14 protein-coding genes are annotated in these 15,765 nt (G+C 62.2%); all 14 read right to left on the reverse strand.

All coding sequences use genetic code 11. The features are described from left to right. Positions 1–10 precede the first annotated feature (10 nt). The 14 genes from glpK to LB552_RS00815 all read right to left on the reverse strand — a co-directional run bounded on the left by glpK (position 11) and on the right by LB552_RS00815 (position 15,708). Entirely contained in the window at positions 11–1,501 is a 1,491-nt protein-coding gene (gene glpK / locus LB552_RS00750; protein ID WP_224601247.1) for a glycerol kinase GlpK, read from the reverse strand. A gap of 92 nt (positions 1,502–1,593) precedes the next feature. Further along, the gene (locus LB552_RS00755) at positions 1,594–3,324 is read right to left on the reverse strand and encodes an ABC transporter substrate-binding protein (protein ID WP_224601249.1); all 1,731 of its coding nucleotides are present in this window, start codon (positions 3,322–3,324) and stop codon (positions 1,594–1,596) included. Between the two features lie 75 nt (positions 3,325–3,399). After that, complete coding sequence (locus tag LB552_RS00760; RefSeq protein WP_095765318.1) at positions 3,400–3,687, reverse strand: DUF2160 domain-containing protein; 288 nt, start codon at positions 3,685–3,687, stop codon at positions 3,400–3,402. A 4-nt stretch (positions 3,688–3,691) separates the two neighbouring features. Further along, positions 3,692–4,600: a carbohydrate ABC transporter permease gene (locus LB552_RS00765; RefSeq protein ID WP_224601251.1), complete on the reverse strand. Its 909-nt coding sequence runs from the start codon at positions 4,598–4,600 to the stop codon at positions 3,692–3,694. 1 nt (position 4,601) lies between these two features. Further along, the gene (locus LB552_RS00770) at positions 4,602–5,468 is read right to left on the reverse strand and encodes a carbohydrate ABC transporter permease (RefSeq protein WP_095765316.1); all 867 of its coding nucleotides are present in this window, start codon (positions 5,466–5,468) and stop codon (positions 4,602–4,604) included. Further along, positions 5,469–6,536 (reverse strand): ABC transporter ATP-binding protein, encoded by a 1,068-nt coding sequence (locus tag LB552_RS00775; protein WP_224601253.1) that lies wholly within the window; start codon positions 6,534–6,536, stop codon positions 5,469–5,471. A 10-nt stretch (positions 6,537–6,546) separates the two neighbouring features. Continuing rightward, a complete protein-coding gene (locus LB552_RS00780) occupies positions 6,547–7,626 on the reverse strand; it encodes an ABC transporter ATP-binding protein (RefSeq protein ID WP_224601255.1) in 1,080 nt (359 codons plus the stop codon). A 39-nt stretch (positions 7,627–7,665) separates the two neighbouring features. Then, positions 7,666–9,192, reverse strand: coding sequence for a glycerol-3-phosphate dehydrogenase (gene glpD / locus LB552_RS00785; RefSeq protein ID WP_224601257.1), 1,527 nt, complete (start codon positions 9,190–9,192; stop codon positions 7,666–7,668). 128 nt (positions 9,193–9,320) lie between these two features. Beyond that, positions 9,321–10,088 (reverse strand): DeoR/GlpR family DNA-binding transcription regulator, encoded by a 768-nt coding sequence (locus LB552_RS00790; protein WP_140545843.1) that lies wholly within the window; start codon positions 10,086–10,088, stop codon positions 9,321–9,323. 126 nt (positions 10,089–10,214) lie between these two features. Further along, entirely contained in the window at positions 10,215–11,627 is a 1,413-nt protein-coding gene (locus LB552_RS00795; RefSeq protein WP_224601259.1) for a pyridoxal phosphate-dependent decarboxylase family protein, read from the reverse strand. A gap of 59 nt (positions 11,628–11,686) precedes the next feature. Next, on the reverse strand, positions 11,687–12,418 hold the full coding sequence (locus LB552_RS00800) for a peptidase (RefSeq protein WP_095765311.1): 732 nt from the start codon (positions 12,416–12,418) through the stop codon (positions 11,687–11,689). Positions 12,419–12,450: 32 nt separating this feature from the next. Next, positions 12,451–13,245 carry a transglutaminase domain-containing protein gene (locus LB552_RS00805; protein ID WP_224601261.1) on the reverse strand — a complete coding sequence of 265 codons (795 nt, stop codon included), beginning with the start codon at positions 13,243–13,245 and terminating at the stop codon, positions 12,451–12,453. A 20-nt stretch (positions 13,246–13,265) separates the two neighbouring features. Then, positions 13,266–14,207: an alpha-E domain-containing protein gene (locus LB552_RS00810; RefSeq protein WP_224601262.1), complete on the reverse strand. Its 942-nt coding sequence runs from the start codon at positions 14,205–14,207 to the stop codon at positions 13,266–13,268. A gap of 88 nt (positions 14,208–14,295) precedes the next feature. Further along, complete coding sequence (locus LB552_RS00815) at positions 14,296–15,708, reverse strand: circularly permuted type 2 ATP-grasp protein (protein ID WP_224601264.1); 1,413 nt, start codon at positions 15,706–15,708, stop codon at positions 14,296–14,298. Positions 15,709–15,765 lie beyond the last annotated feature (57 nt).

Genomic DNA, 15,765 nt, shown 5'->3' on the forward strand with positions numbered 1-15,765 from the left:
GTAAACCGCTTCACACACTCAGCGTCCTGCGCACCGCATCGCGCCATCCGGCCAGTTTCGCACCCCGCGTTGCGGCGTCCATCTCCGGCTTGAAGCGCCGCTCCAGCGCCCAGCTCTTGGCGAAGTCCTTCGCTTTCGGCCAGACACCCGCCCTCGACCCGGCAAGCCAGGCCGCGCCCAGCGCCGTCGTCTCCAGGATCGTCGGACGGTCGACCGGTGCGTCGAGAATGTCGGCGAGCCGCTGCATGGTCCAGTCGGATGCCACCATGCCGCCGTCGACGCGAAGCACCGTCTTGGCCGAGGCGCCTTTCCAGTCCTTGCGCATGGCGTCGAGCAGGTCGCGCGTCTGGAAGGCGACCGATTCCAGTGCCCCGCGGGCGAACTCGGCCGGGCCCGAATTGCGGGTCAACCCGAAGATCGCGCCGCGCGCATCCGCGTCCCAATGCGGCGCGCCGAGGCCGACGAAGGCCGGCACCAGATAGACCTGTTGCGCAGGGTCGGCGGCCGCAGCCAATACTCCGCTCTGCTCGGCCTTGCCGATCACCTTGATGCCGTCGCGCAGCCACTGCACGGCTGCGCCCGCGATGAAGATCGAGCCTTCCAGCGCATAGGTTGTCTTGCCGTTGAGCCGATAGGCGATGGTGGTCAAAAGCCGGTTCTTCGAACGCACCAGATCGGCGCCGGTGTTGAGCAGCGCGAAGCAGCCGGTGCCGTAGGTGGATTTCATCATGCCGGGCTCGAAGCAGGCCTGGCCGATGGTCGCCGCATGCTGGTCGCCGGCCACCCCGAGGATCCGCATCTCGGCCCCGAAAAGGCTCTTCTCGGTGACGCCGAAATCGTCGGCGCAGTCCTTCACCTGCGGCAGGATCGCGGCCGGAATCTTCAGGATCGAAAGCAGCTCGTCGTCCCAGATATTCTTCTCGATGTTGTAGACCAGCGTGCGCGAGGCATTTGTCGCGTCGGTGGCGTGCATTTGGCCGCCGGTCAGCCGCCAGATGAGAAAGCTGTCGATGGTACCGGCAAGCAGTTCGCCCCTCTCGGCGCGCCTTCTGGCACCCTTCACCTTGTCCAGCATCCAGGCGATCTTGGTGCCGGAGAAATACGGATCGAGCAGCAGGCCGGTCTTCTTCGTGAATGTCTTCTCCAGTCCCTGCTTCTTCAGCTTCTGGCAGAGCGGCGCGGTGCGCCTGTCCTGCCAGACGATCGCGTTATGGATCGGCTTGCCGGTTGCCTTGTCCCAGATCACGACCGTCTCGCGCTGGTTGGTGATGCCGATCGCGGCCACATCCGATGCCGTGCGGGCGGCGGCCTTCAAAGCCGCTTTCACCGTGGCGAGAACGCTTGCCCAGATGTCTTCCGGGTCATGTTCGACCCAGCCGGAAGCCGGATAATGCTGCGCGAATTCCTGCTGGCCGGTGCCGGCGACTTTCATCTTGTCGTCGAACAGTATCGCCCTGGTCGAGGTCGTTCCCTGATCGATGGCCAGCACAAAACCGCTCATTCCGCATCCCTCCGCTTTTCATGCAACAGGGGAGACGGCAAAGCCGCCTCCCCTGCACTTCCTACATGGGCAAGCACGCCCGCGTCATGCAGTTACTGCTGCTGCCAGCTCTTCACCAGTTCGTCGTAGTTGATGGTGACCGGCTTTTCCTTTTCGTTCTCGATCTTCAACTGAGGAGCGAGATTGCCTTTCTTGACCGCGTCGGCGTTCCAGTAGGCAAGATCGTGCTCTTCGGCCATCTTCGGGCCGATGTCGCCCTGGACGCCCGACTTCTCGATGCGGCTCATGACTTTTTCTTGCTCGGCGCAGAGCGAGTCCATCGCTTCCTGGGCCGACTTCGCGCCGGAAGAGGCATCGCCGATCGCTTGCCACCAGAGCTGCGCCAGCTTCGGATAATCAGGCACGTTGGTGCCGGTCGGCGACCACTGGACGCGGGCCGGCGAGCGATAGAACTCGATCAGGCCGCCGAGCTTCGGAGCGCGCTCGGTGAAGCTCTTGTCGTGGATCGTGCTCTCGCGGATGAAGGTCAAGCCGACATGGCTCTTCTTCACGTCGACCGTCTTCGAGGTGACGAACTGCGCGTAGAGCCAGGCGGCCTTGGCGCGATCGTCAGGCGTCGACTTCATCAGTGTCCAGGAACCCACGTCCTGGTAACCGAGCTTCATGCCGTCCTTCCAGTAGACGCCGTGCGGCGACGGCGCCATGCGCCACTTCGGCGTGCCGTCGTCGTTCAGCACCGCCTTGGCGCCGGCGTCGACCATCGAAGCGGTGAAGGCGGTGTACCAGAAGATCTGCTGCGCGACCCCGCCCTGCGCCGGCACCGGGCCGGATTCGGAGAAGGTCATGCCCTGGGCTTCCGCCGGAGCGTAGGCCTTCAGCCAGTCGAGATATTTCTGGATCGAGTAGACCGCGGCCGGGCCGTTGGTATCGCCGCCACGCGCCGTGCAGGAGCCGACAGGACGCGATTTCTCGTCGACCTTGATGCCCCATTCGTCGACGGGCAGGCCGTTCGGAATGCCCTTGTCGCCATTGCCGGCCATGGACAGCCAGGCGTCCGTGAACCGCCAGCCGAGTGACGGGTCCTTCTTGCCGTAGTCCATATGGCCGTAGACCTTCTTGCCGTCGATCTCGCGGCCGGTGAAGAACTGGGCGATGTCCTCATAAGCCGACCAGTTGACGGGAACGCCTAGGTCGTAGCCGTATTTGGCCTTGAAGTCGGCCTTGTTCTTCTCGTCGTTGAACCAATCGTAGCGGAACCAGTAGAGGTTCGCGAACTGCTGGTCGGGGAGCTGATAGAGCTTCTTGTCGGGCGCCGTCGTGAACGACGTGCCGATGAAGTCCTTCAGGTCGAGGTTCGGATTGGTGACGTCCTTGCCTTCATTCGCCATCCAGTCGGTCAGGTTGCGCACCTGCTGGTAGCGCCAATGCGTGCCGATCAGGTCGGAATCGTTGACCCAGCCGTCATAGAGGTTCTGGCCGGTCTGCATCTGGGTCTGGATCTTCTCGACGACGTCGCCTTCCTGGATGACGTCATGTGTGACCTTGATGCCGGTGATGGCGGAGAAGGCCGGTGCCAGCACCTGTGACTCGTATTGGTGCGTGGCGATGGTTTCCGAAACGACCTTGATGTCCATGCCGGCGAACGGCTTGGCTGCGTCGATGAACCACTGCATTTCCTTTTCCTGGTCGGCGCGTGAAAGCGTCGACAGGTCGCCTATCTCCTTGTCGAGAAAGGCTTTTGCCTCGTCCATACCGGCATAGGCATTGCCCGCTCCCACCAAAAGGACAAGGGCTGTCGTCGATGTTAGAAATTGCCGTCGCATGTGTCTCCTCCAGTCTTAAGTTGCAAGTGCGATCCGGGCGGCCGCCAGCACGCGACCGGTCCGGCTATTCCCCCTCTATACGTATCGGAACACGCCAACGGCGTAGACCACGGAGAGAGCGAGAGCCCACCACAGGTTGGGTCCAACCAGACCCAGCCAAGCGAGATGGATAAATGCGCTGCCAAGCAGCGACAGGAACAAACGATCGCCGCGCGTCGTCTCGAAGCGCAGCACCCCGATGCGCGGATGACCGCCGGGCGAGGCATATTCCCAGACGCCCATGCCAAAGAGCATCAGCACAATGACGATGAAGAAGGCCGCCGTCGGCCACGTCCACGCCATCCAGGAGAAGTCGAGATTCATGGCTTTAGACCCTCCCCAGGGCAAAGCCCTTGGCGATATAATTTCGCACGAACCAGATAACCAAGGCGCCGGGGATCAGCGTCAGCACGCCGGCGGCGGCGAGCAGACCCCAATCCATGCCGGCGGCAGAGACCGTGCGGGTCATGGTGGCGGCGATCGGCTTGGCGTCCGTCGTGGTCAGCGTGCGCGCGATCAAGAGCTCCACCCACGAGAACATGAAGCAGAAGAAGCAGGCGACGCCGATGCCGCTCGCGATCAGCGGCATGAAAATCTTCAGAAAGAAGCGCGGGAAGGAATAGCCGTCGATATAGGCGGTCTCGTCTATCTCCTTCGGCACGCCGGACATGAAGCCTTCGAGGATCCACACCGCGAGCGGCACGTTGAACAGGCAGTGCGCCAGCGCCACGGCGACATGGGTGTCGATCAGGCCGAACGCCGAATAGAGCTGGAAGAACGGCAGCGCGAACACCGCGGGCGGCGCCATGCGGTTGGTCAAAAGCCAGAAGAACAAATGCTTGTCGCCGAGGAAGCGGTAACGCGAGAAGGCATAGGCCGCCGGCAGCGCCACCGCCACCGATATCACCATGTTCATCACCACATAGGTGATCGAATTGATATAGCCCGAATACCAGGACGGGTCGGTGAAGATGGTGCGATAGTTCGCCAGTGTCGGATTATGCGGGAACAGCGTCAGCGACGACACGATCTCCGCATTGGTCTTGAAGCTCATGTTGATGAGCCAGTAGATCGGCAGCAGGATAACGATGATGTAGACCGTCGGCACGATCCACCACCAGCGCGATTCCTCGCCGCGGCGGCGCATCAGCTTCGCCACCTCGTCCTGCGACAGCGTGCTGCCCACTTCGGTGACCGCCGTCTCGCTCACGCGCGTCGTTTCGTTGGCACCCGCCATCTCAGCGCTCCGCGTCGTAGTTGGTCATCACGGTGTAGAACACCCATGACAACAACAGGATGATCAGGAAGTAGACCAGCGACATCGCCGCCGCCGGACCGAGGTCGAACTGGCCGAGCGCCGTCTTGACCAGGTCAATCGACAGAAAGGTGGTCGAATTGCCGGGACCGCCGCCGGTGACGACGAAGGGCTCGGTATAGATCATGAAACTGTCCATGAAACGCAACAGCACGGCGATCAGCAACACGCGCTGCATCTTGGGCAGCTGGATGTAGCGGAACACAGCCCAGCGCGACGCGCCGTCGATCTTGGCAGCCTGGTAGAAGGCGTCGGGAATCGAGACCAAGCCGGCATAGCAAAGCAGCACGACCAGGCTGGTCCAGTGCCAGACATCCATGATGATGACGGTTACCCAGGCATCGATCGGATCCTGGACGTAGTTGTAGTCGATGCCGAGCGCATTGATGTAATAGCCGAGCAGGCCGATGTCGTTGCGGCCGAACACCTGCCAGATCGTGCCGACGACGTTCCACGGAATGAGCAGCGGCAGCGCCATCAGCACCAGGCAGACCGGCACGCCCCAGCCCTTCTTCGGCATGTTGAGCGCGATGAAGATGCCGAGCGGCACCTCGATCGCCAGGATGATGAAGGAGAAGATCAGGTTGCGCACCATCGCTTCCCAGAAGCGGTCGGAGTGCAGCAGGTCCTCGAACCATTCGGTGCCGGCCCAGAAGAAGACGTTGTTGCCGAACGTGTCCTGCACCGAATAGTTGACGACCGTCATCAGCGGGATGACGGCCGAGAACGCCACCAGCACCAGCACCGGCAGGACAAGGAACCAGGCCTTGTTGTTCCAGGTCTTGTCCATCTATGCCCCCATCTCGACGCGCCATGAATCGGCATAGATGTTGATGCCGGCCGGATCGAAGCGGACTTTCGGTTCGGCCGGCACCTCGTCGTCCTCGCCGATCACCGCGGCGATCTCCCTGCCTTCAAGGTTGGCGCGAACCACCTTGTGGCGGCCGACGTCCTCGACCTTGCTGACCTGCACCGCCATGCCCTCGCGGCCGAGCCGCACATATTCGGGACGAATGCCGAGCTCGACGGCGCCGGCTTCGGCCTTGGGCAGGCCCGGCAATTCGATGCGCTGGGCACCCAGCTTCGCCGTCCTGCCTTCCAGCGCAACCGGCAGCACGTTCATGCCCGGCGAGCCGATGAAATAACCGACGAAGGTGTGGCGCGGACGCTCGAAAAGTTCGGCAGGCGTGCCGATCTGCACGATCTCGCCGTCATACATGACCACGACGCGGTCGGCGAAAGTCAGCGCTTCGGTCTGATCGTGTGTGACATAGACCATGGTGTAGCCGAAGCGGCGGTGCAGCTGCTTCAACTGCGAGCGCAGCACCCACTTCATATGCGGGTCGATGACCGTCAGCGGTTCGTCGAACAGAATGGCGTTGACGTCGGAGCGCACCAGGCCGCGTCCAAGCGAGATCTTCTGCTTCTGGTCTGCGGTGAGCCGGCGCGCCTTCCTGTTCGCCATCGAAGCGAGATCGATCATGTCGAGCGTCTCGCGCACCTTGCGGTCGACATCGGCTTCCGGCACGCGCCGGTTGCGCAGCGGGAAGGCCAGATTGTCGTAGACGGTCATGGTGTCGTAAATGACCGGGAACTGGAACACCTGCGCGATATTGCGCTCCTGCGTCGACAGCCTGGTCACGTCCCGGCCATTGAACAGCAACTTGCCATGCGAGGGGTGTAGCAGTCCCGAAATGATGTTGAGCAAGGTAGTTTTACCGCAGCCCGAAGGCCCGAGCAGCGCGTAGGCGCCGCCATCCTCGAAAGTGTGGTGCACTTCCTTCAGAGCGAAGTCGGAATCCTTCTGCGGGTTGGGCAGGTAGGAATGGCGGATGTGGTTGACCTCGATGCGCGCCATCGTTTTCTCCTCAGGCCGCCAGCTTCGACGCCGTCACGGCGCGGCCGTTATGGTCGAATACCATGATGTGGCGCGGATCGATGAACACCTCGACCTCGTCGTCCGTCTCGAAATCGAGAATACCATGCGCAAGCATCACCCAGCGCGCATCGGCGAAATCGAGATGGACGAAGCTTTCCGAGCCGGTGATCTCCGTGATGGTGACCTTGGCCCGCACCGGCACGGCGCCGGCATTCGGCCGCTCCAGCGACAAATGATGCGGCTGGAAGCCGATCGTGTAGCTGGCATCCGCAATGCCGGCGAGTTCCGTCGGCACCGGCAGCTTGACACCGCCTTCGAGCAGGAAATCCGACCCCTTCTTGGAGAGCACGATGGTGTTGAGCGGCGGATCGGCGAAGGTCCGAGCCGTCACCAGGTCGATGGGCTTGCGGAACACTTCGACCGTCGGGCCAAATTGCGTGACGCGGCCTTCCGAAAGCGTTGCGGTGTTGCCGCCGAGCAAAAGCGCCTCGTGCGGCTCGGTCGTGGCATAAACGAAGATCGTGCCGGCCGCGGCGAAGATCTTCGGCAATTCGGCCCGCAATTCCTCGCGCAGCTTGTAGTCGAGATTGGCCAAAGGCTCGTCGAGCAACACCAGACTGGCATTCTTGACGATGGCGCGGGCAAGCGCGGTGCGTTGCTGCTGGCCGCCGGACAGGCTGAGCGGCGTACGGTCGAGATAAGGCGTGAGCTTCAAGAGAGCCGCGGCGTTGCGCACCTCCTTGTCGATCATGGCCTGCTCGACGCCGGCGACCCGCAGCGGCGAGGCGATGTTCTCGTAGACGGTCATCGCCGGATAGTTGATGAACTGCTGGTAGACCATGGCGACGTTGCGCTTCTGCACCTTCTGGCCGGTGACGTCCTTGCCGTCGAACCAGACCGAGCCGGAAGTCGGCGCGTCGAGGCCAGCCATCAGCCGCATCAGGCTGGTCTTGCCGGAGAGCGTCGGCCCAAGCAGGACATTCAGCGAGCCGTGCTGAAGCGTCAGCGACATGTCGCGGATGTGCTCCTGCGCGCCGACGGTCTTCGTCACGTTCCTCAATTCCAGCATCACGCCTCCTCCCAGGCCTTACGCATCAGCGGCCGATCCTTATTCCGCCGCCGCGACATGGCGGCTGCTCAGTCCGCGCATGAATTCTTCCAATGCCGCCGTCTGCTCGCGGCTGAAATGCAGGCCGCGCTTGGTGCGGCGCCACAACACGTCCTCGGCGGTGACCGCCCATTCATTTTCGGCCAGATAGCGAACTTCCGCCTCGAAAAGGTCGGCGCCGAAATTGCGGCCGAGATCGGCATTCGACTTGGCGAGCCCGAGCAGCCTTTCCGCCCGCGTGCCGTAGAGCCGGGTGAAGCGGCGCGCCAGCCGCTGGTCGAGGAACGGATAGGCGCTCTTCAGCCTGGCAACCTGGGCATCGAAGCCGGTCGCGGCGAAATCGCCGCCAGGCAGCGGCGCATCATGCGTCCACGGCCTGCCGCGCTTGCCGAGAAAACCTTCGATCTTCTCCAACATCGATTCCGCCAGCCGGCGGAAGGTGGTGATCTTGCCGCCGAAAGCGTTGAGCAAGGGGGCAGCACCCTCCCCGCCATCGGCCTTCAGCACATAGTCGCGCGTTGCTTCCTGCGCCTTCGAAGCGCCGTCGTCATAGAGCGGGCGCACCGCCGAATAGGTCCAGACGATATCGGACCGCTTCACCGGCTGCGCGAAATATTCGCTTGCCGCAGCGCACAGATAGTCGATCTCGGCGTCGGAGATCTTCACCTCATGCGGATCGCCCGGATAGTCGCGATCGGTGGTGCCGATCAGCGTGAATTCTTCCTCGTAAGGAATGGCGAAGATGATGCGGCCATCCTTGTTCTGGAAGAAATAGGCGCGCGGATCGTCGAACTTCTTTCCGACTACGATATGGCTGCCCTGGACGAGGCGGACATTGTGGACGTCGTTCTGGCCGACGGCAGCCGAGAGCACGTGATCGACCCAGGGGCCGGCAGCGTTGACGAGAAGCCGCGCGCGAACTTCTTCGGTATCACCGGTGAGCACATTCTGCACTTTCACGGCCCAAAGCACACCGTCGCGCCGCGCGCTGACGACTTTTGTGCGGGTGCGGATAATGGCACCCCGGTCGGCGGCGTCACGCGCGTTCAGCGCCACCAGGCGCGCGTCGTTGACCCAACCGTCCGAATACTCGAAAGCCTTGCGGAACAATGGCTTGAGCGGCTTGCCTGCCGGATCGCTCGCCATATCCAGCGTCTTCGTCGCCGGCAAGAGCTTGCGCCCGCCGATATGATCGTAAAGGAACAATCCCAACCGGATCAGCCAGGCGGGCCTGAGGCCCTTGGCATAGGGCAGCACGAAGCGCATCGGCCAGATGATGTGCGGCGCGTTCTTCCACAGAACCTCGCGCTCCATCAGCGCTTCGCGCACCAGCCGGAATTCATAGAATTCGAGATAACGCAGGCCGCCATGGATGAGCTTGGTCGAACCGGAGGAGGTCCCGCTGGCGAGATCGTTCATTTCGGCAAGGTAAACTGAAAATCCGCGGCCAACGGCATCGCGGGCTATGCCGCAGCCGTTGATGCCGCCGCCGATGACGAAAATGTCATGGATCGGATATGCGTCCAAAGATTCCTCCGACGATTTCGCATTGCACCATTTTTGTGTTTTACGAAACCGTGACGGAATTATTTCGAACTCAAAGCGAATGTCAAACGAAATATCGCAGTCGGCTGAGCAAGCCGTCGAGGCGTGCCTTATTCGAACGCTGTCTCGATCAGCCGGACTTCGGTTTCCTCGCAAATCCTGCGAATCGACGGGATCTCGCAACGATCGGTGATGAAGGTATTCACCTGCGAAAGATGGCCAATCCGGACCGGCGCGGTGCGTTCGAATTTCGTCCGGTCGGAAACCAGGATGACGTGGCGGGCATTTGCGATGATGGCCTGCGCAACCTTCACCTCACGGAAATCGAAGTCCAGCAGCGCGCCGTCATGATCGATCGCCGAGGCACCGATGACGGCGTAATCGACCTTAAACTGGCGGATGAAATCGACCGCCGCCTCGCCGACGATGCCGCCGTCGGAACCGCGCACAACGCCGCCGGCAATCACCACCTCGATCGTGGGGTAGATGCGCATCCTATTGGCAACATTGATATTATTAGTGATGACCATAAGCCCGTTATGGTCGAGCAGCGCCTTGCTGACGGCCTCGGTGGTGGTGCCGATATTGATGAACAGCGAAGCATTGTCAGGAATCAGCCGCGCCGCCGCGCTGCCGATCGCCTCCTTCTCGTCGGCGGCAATCTTGCGGCGTGCCTCGTACTCCATGTTCTCGATGCCGGACGGGAACAGCGCACCGCCATGGATACGGGTCAGCAGGCGCTGATCGCACAGGTCGTTGAGGTCCTTGCGGATGGTCTGCGGCGTCACGTTGAAATGCGTCGCCAGGTCATCGACCAGCACCCTGCCATGGTCTTTCGCCCTCTGGATGATCTCGGCATGGCGTGGCGAAAGAAACATTGCGCGTCCTCCATTTTCGTTTTTTCCCGTCTATATCGGAAAACGAAAGCGAAGAAAAGGTATAAGCCGGCTAACGAAAATCGCCTGATTGAAAAAGGCAAACCAGTGTGGAACAGGTCTGCTGCCTCAGGATAAGCGCCGCGCAATCTCGGTTATGACGTCGAACGCCGCATCGACATCTGCCGCCGTCGACTCGAACTGCCCCGCCTGAAAGCGGATCGCCACGCGCCCATCGACCCGCGTTTGAGTCAGGTAAATGCGGCCGTTGGTGTTGATGGCGTCGACGAGGCGGAGGTTGTGCTCGTCAGGGTCGGCGCCTGCCACCGTGCGGTGCCGGAACGAGAACAGCGAAAGCATTGGCTCGCTGACGAGCTCGAAATCCTCTTCCCCGGCAAGGCGCGCGGCAAGCCCTGCGCTCCAGGCGACATGGTTGCGGATCATGGTGCGCAGGCCCTCGAGGCCATGGGCGCGCAGCAGGAACCAAAGTTTCAGGGCGCGGAAGCGGCGGCCGAGCGGCACCGACCATTCCGAATAGTTGATGATGCCGTCATGACCCAGCGTCTTCAGAAACTCCGGCTTGATGGCCAGCGTGCGCACCAGATCTTCCGGCTGGCGCACGAACTGGATCGAGCAATCGAACTGCGCGCCGAGCCACTTGTGCGGATTGAAGACAATGGAATCGGCGCCTTCGACGCCGGCCCAGAAATGCCGGTATTCCGGGCAGATCATCGCCGACCCTGCCCAGGCGGCGTCGACATGGAGGTAAAGCCCGTGCCGCTGAGCGACCGCGGCCACCGCCGCGATGTCGTCCGTGCCGCCGGTGCTGGTGCCGCCGACGCAGGCGATGATGCCGGCTGGCAGCAGGCCGGCCTTGCGATCGGCAACGATCGCGGCCTCGAGCGCGTGCGTATCCATGGCGCGAAAACGTCCGGCGACCGGGATACGGACAAGGTTGTCCTCGCCGATGCCGGAGACCCAGATGGCTCGGTCGATCGAGGTATGGACCTGGTCGGAGGAATAGACGCGTAGCTTCGCCTGCCCGGCCAGCCCCTTTTTGTTGCCCTGCCAGTCGAGCGCCCGCTCGCGCATGGTGAGCACCGCCGCAAGCGTCGCCGAGGAAGCCGAATCCTGGATGACGCCGGAAAAGCCCACGGGCAGGCCGAGGGCCTGGCGCATCCAGTCGACGATGCGCGTTTCGAGTTCGGTCGCCGCCGGCGAGGTCTGCCACAGCATGCATTGCGCGGCCATCGCAGAGACCAGATATTCGGCCACCACCGAAACCGGCGCTGCATTGGCGGGAAAATAGGCGAAGAAGCGCGGATGCTGCCAATGCGTCATGCCCGGCACGATCTTTTCTTCGAAGTCGGCGAAGATCCTGTCCATCGGCTCCGGCATTTCGGGCGGCGACGCCTCGATGCTTCTGAAAATCTCGCCCGGCGCGATCGCCGGCCGCACCGGACGGTCGCGCAGGTTGGCGCGATAGTCGGCGCCCCAGTCGGCCGCCCGCCTCGACCAATCGCGGAATTCCTCCTCGTCCATATTCTCTCTCCCAGCGGCCGCCGAAGATAGCTGGCCGACCGAACCGCTTTCCGAAAGCCCTATCCCGGAAAGTCCGGCAGATTTGAAAAAGCGATTTTCAGCGCGTTGGACCAGCCGTCCGATATGGTTCGGTAGTAAGGATCATCATGGCCGATCCGCCGGTTCAGCCCCACACTGAGCGCATCCTGTTCCAGGAACAGCAGATCGAGCGGCAGCCCGACCGAGAGGTTGGATTTCAGCGTCGAGTCGAACGACACCAGAAGCAGCTTCACCGTTTCGGCCAGGCTCATTGCCCGATCATAGGCACGGATGATGATCGGCTTGCCGTATTTCGTCTCGCCGATCTGGAAGAAAGGCGTGTCGTCGGTCGACTCGATGAAGTTGCCTTCCGGATAGATCATGAACAGTCTGGGCGGGCTGCCCTTGATCTGGCCGCCGAGGATGAAGGAGGCATTGAAGTAGGAATCCGCCTTGTCGCCATTCGGCGAGGCATGCTCTATCACTTCCTTCACTGTATCGCCGACCAGCCGCACCGTCTGGTACATGGAGGGAGTTTCGAGCAGCTTCGGATGACGGTCGCTGACCGCCTTGTTACGCTCGTCGAGCAGGCTGACAACGGCCTGCGTCGTGGCAAGGTTGCCCGCCGACATCAGCACGATGACGCGCTCGCCGGGCTGTTCCCACACATGCATCTTCTTGAAGGTCGAGATCGAATCCATGCCGGCATTGGTGCGCGTGTCCGACATGAACACGAGCCCGCTATCGATCTTGAGGCCGACGCAATAGGTCATGATTGCTCTTCTGCTAGCGATTCCGGCGCAGATTACTGCTCTACCGTGACGGTGACGGCAAGCTTCTCTTGCGCCTGTCCGAGCAGTATTCCCGACACCGGCGAGGCATCGCGATAGTCGCGCCCCGTCGCCACCCGCACATAGCGTTCGTCGGGAGAGATACCGTTCGCCGGGTCGAAGGCAACCCATCCGAGTCCCACGACATAGGCCTCGGCCCAGGCATGGCTTGCCGCCTGCTCGACGGCCGCATCCATCATCAGGTAGCCGCTGACATAGCGTGCGGGAAAGCCGAGGGCGACGGCGGCGGCGATGAAGATGTGGCTGTGGTCCTGGCAGACACCGGACTTCAACGCGAGCGCCTCCTCCGCCGGCGTCACAACGCTGGTCGTGCCCGGCCTGTAGGCGACGCGTTCGCCGATAGCGTCCATCAGCCGGTGCAGTCGCTCGATCTCGGTGCCCTGGCCCAGCGTGCCGGCCAGTTCACGTATGCCCTCGCCGGCGGCGGTGAGTGGCGTCTGCTGTCCGAACAGCCAGAGCGGAGCAAAGCCCTGATGCGGACCCGTCACGCCCGCCGTGTCATGCGTGGTCACGTCTCCGGCTGCCTCGACGGTGATCGAATTCTGGCCGCTCTCGGCGCTCACCAGCCGCGTCTCGTTGCCGAAATGGTCGGTGAAGCGCACCTCCTCACGCGCGCCTTCGACCTTGATCGCCCAGGAGCCGACGGTCTGCGTGCGCCCGCTGGAAGGCCAAAGGCGCAGCCGCTGCAGCAGATACTGCACCGGCTGATCGTAGCGGTACTCGTTACGATGGGTGATCTTGAGCCGCATAACGCTCGCCTCGGCTGTGCTCAATAGAACCGGTAGTCCTGGGCGATCTCGTCGCCCAGCCTGGTGTTGTCGCGAATGAACTCGGCCAGGAACTCGTGCAGGCCATGATCGAATATGTCCTTGATCGAACCCCTCTTGAGCAGCGCCTGGATCTTCTCGGCCGTGCCATGGCAAGCATGGCGTTCACCGTAATCGTCGGCGAGGAATTTCAAATGCTCGCCGAGGAAGCGGTAGCAGAAAGTCAGCGAGCGCGGCATGCGCACGTTGAGGATCAGATAGTCGGCGATATTCGTCGGCTTGTAGTCGGCTTCATAAACCCAGCGATAGGAACGGTGCGCCGACACCGAGCGCAGGATCGATTCCCACTGATAGTTGTCGAGCGTCGAGCCGACCCAGGACAGCGACGGCAGCAGCACATAGTATTTCACGTCGAGGATGCGCGCCGTGTTGTCGGCGCGTTCGACATAGGTGCCGAGCTGCGAGAAATCGAAAATCTCATTGCGCAGCATGGTGCCGTAGAAGGAACCGCGGATCAGCGCCGTCTCGCGCTTGATGGCATCGAGGACCGTCGGCAGGTCGCGTTCGTCGATCGGCCTTGCCAGCATGCGCTTCAGCGACATCCAGGCTTCGTTGATGCTTTCCCAGGTCTCGCGGGTCAGCGCCGTGCGCACCATGCGGGCATTGTTGCGCGCCGTCTCGATCGACGACATCGTGCTCGACGGGTTCAAGGTGTCGCGTAGCAGGAAGTCCGAGACGTTGGCGGCTGTATAGTCCTGGTACTTCTGGCTGAAGGCGATGTCCGAGCCGGCGCTGAGCAGGACCGAGTTCCATTCCTCCGAAGCGCTCTGGGTGCGCGTCAGCGCCATGCGCAATCCCGCATCGACCAGGCGCGCCATGTTTTCGGCCCGCTCGATATAGCGGTTCATCCAATAGAGACCGTTTGCGGTGCGGCCAAGAAGCATGTCAGGCCCCTAGGGCTAGCGAATAGGGAGTAGCGAATAGCGAATAGGGAAGAATACGTTTCATAATTGTTGCGTCGCCCTGATCGCCTCAGTCATCCAACACCCAGGTGTCTTTCGTCCCGCCGCCTTGTGAGGAATTGACTACCAGGGACCCCTCTTTGAGCGCGACGCGCGTCAAGCCGCCGGGCACGATCTGGATACGATCCGAAACCAGCACGTACGGCCTGAGATCGACATGGCGCGGCGACAGGCCCTTCTCGGTCAGGATCGGGCAGGTCGACAGCGCCAGGGTCGGCTGGGCGATGTAGTTCGAGGGCTTCGCCTGCAGCTTTTTTGCAAAGTCCTGGCATTCCTTCTTGGTCGCCGCCGGGCCGACCAGCATGCCGTAGCCGCCGGAGCCGTGCACTTCCTTGATGACGAGCTCGTGGATGTGCTCGAGCACATATTTGAGGCTGTCGGGCTCCGAACAGCGCCAGGTCGGGATGTTGCCGAGGATCGCCTTGCGGCCGGTGTAGAACTCGACGATCTCCGGCATGTAGGAATAGATCGCCTTGTCGTCGGCGATGCCGGTTCCCGGCGCGTTGGCGATGGTGATGTTGCCGGCGCGGTAGACATCCATGATGCCGGGCACGCCGAGCGCGGAATCCGGCCGGAAGGTCAGCGGATCGAGGAAGTTGTCGTCGACGCGCCGGTAGAGCACGTCGATCTGCTTGTAACCTTCGGTCGTACGCATCGCCACATGGCCGTCGACGACACGTAGGTCCTGCCCTTCGACGAGTTGCACGCCCATCTGGTCGGCAAGGAACGCATGCTCGAAATAGGCCGAGTTGTACGAGCCCGGCGTCAGCACCGCGATGGTTGGCGCGCCCTTGCTGCTTTGCGGCCGCACCGCGGCCAGCGACTGGCGCAGGAGTTGCGGGTAGTTCTCGACCGGCCGCACCTTGATCTTCTGGAACAGCTCCGGAAAGAGCTGCATCATCGTCTCGCGGTTCTCCAGCATGTAGGAGACGCCGGACGGCGTGCGGGCATTGTCCTCCAGCACGTAAAATTCGTTCTCAGAAATGCGGACGATGTCGACGCCGATAATGTGGGTGTAGACGCCGGCCGGCGGCCTGACCCCGATCATCTCCGGCAGGAACGCCTCGTTCTTCGCGACAAGTTCCCTCGGCACGCGCCCGGCACGCAGGATCTCCTGGCGGTGATAGATATCATCGAGAAAGGCGTTCAGCGCTTGCACGCGCTGCTCGATGCCTTGCGTCAGCCGGCGCCATTCCTGGCCGGAGAGGATGCGCGGGACGATGTCGAAAGGGATCAGCCGCTCGGAAGCTTCCTGCTCGCCATAGACGGCAAAGGTAATGCCGGTCTTGCGGAAGACGCGCTCGGCATCCTGCATTTTCTGGGTAAGCCTGGCTGGGTCCTGCTCCTTCAGCCAGCGATCGTAAGCCTCATAAGGTCTTCTCAGTCCGGAAACTTCCGGAAGCATTTCGTCGAACGCTGCCAATCGCGTACTCCCCTCTGAGACCATTTCACTGGCCTCGCCGGAGAAAATCAAGCGCAA

The organism is Mesorhizobium sp. CA7 (genome assembly GCF_020165015.1).
Taxonomy (GTDB): domain Bacteria; phylum Pseudomonadota; class Alphaproteobacteria; order Rhizobiales; family Rhizobiaceae; genus Mesorhizobium.

Bases quoted from the DNA above. Each gene is read 5' to 3' on its own strand.
- glpK (WP_224601247.1), bottom strand. From the start codon at position 1,501: ATGAGCGGTTTTGTGCTGGCCATCGATCAGGGAACGACCTCGACCAGG.
- LB552_RS00755 (WP_224601249.1), bottom strand. From the start codon at position 3,324: ATGCGACGGCAATTTCTAACATCGACGACAGCCCTTGTCCTTTTGGTG.
- LB552_RS00760 (WP_095765318.1), bottom strand. From the start codon at position 3,687: ATGAATCTCGACTTCTCCTGGATGGCGTGGACGTGGCCGACGGCGGCC.
- LB552_RS00765 (WP_224601251.1), bottom strand. From the start codon at position 4,600: ATGGCGGGTGCCAACGAAACGACGCGCGTGAGCGAGACGGCGGTCACC.
- LB552_RS00770 (WP_095765316.1), bottom strand. From the start codon at position 5,468: ATGGACAAGACCTGGAACAACAAGGCCTGGTTCCTTGTCCTGCCGGTG.
- LB552_RS00775 (WP_224601253.1), bottom strand. From the start codon at position 6,536: ATGGCGCGCATCGAGGTCAACCACATCCGCCATTCCTACCTGCCCAAC.
- LB552_RS00780 (WP_224601255.1), bottom strand. From the start codon at position 7,626: ATGCTGGAATTGAGGAACGTGACGAAGACCGTCGGCGCGCAGGAGCAC.
- LB552_RS00790 (WP_140545843.1), bottom strand. From the start codon at position 10,088: ATGTTTCTTTCGCCACGCCATGCCGAGATCATCCAGAGGGCGAAAGAC.
- LB552_RS00795 (WP_224601259.1), bottom strand. From the start codon at position 11,627: ATGGACGAGGAGGAATTCCGCGATTGGTCGAGGCGGGCGGCCGACTGG.
- LB552_RS00800 (WP_095765311.1), bottom strand. From the start codon at position 12,418: ATGACCTATTGCGTCGGCCTCAAGATCGATAGCGGGCTCGTGTTCATG.
- LB552_RS00805 (WP_224601261.1), bottom strand. From the start codon at position 13,245: ATGCGGCTCAAGATCACCCATCGTAACGAGTACCGCTACGATCAGCCG.
- LB552_RS00810 (WP_224601262.1), bottom strand. From the start codon at position 14,207: ATGCTTCTTGGCCGCACCGCAAACGGTCTCTATTGGATGAACCGCTAT.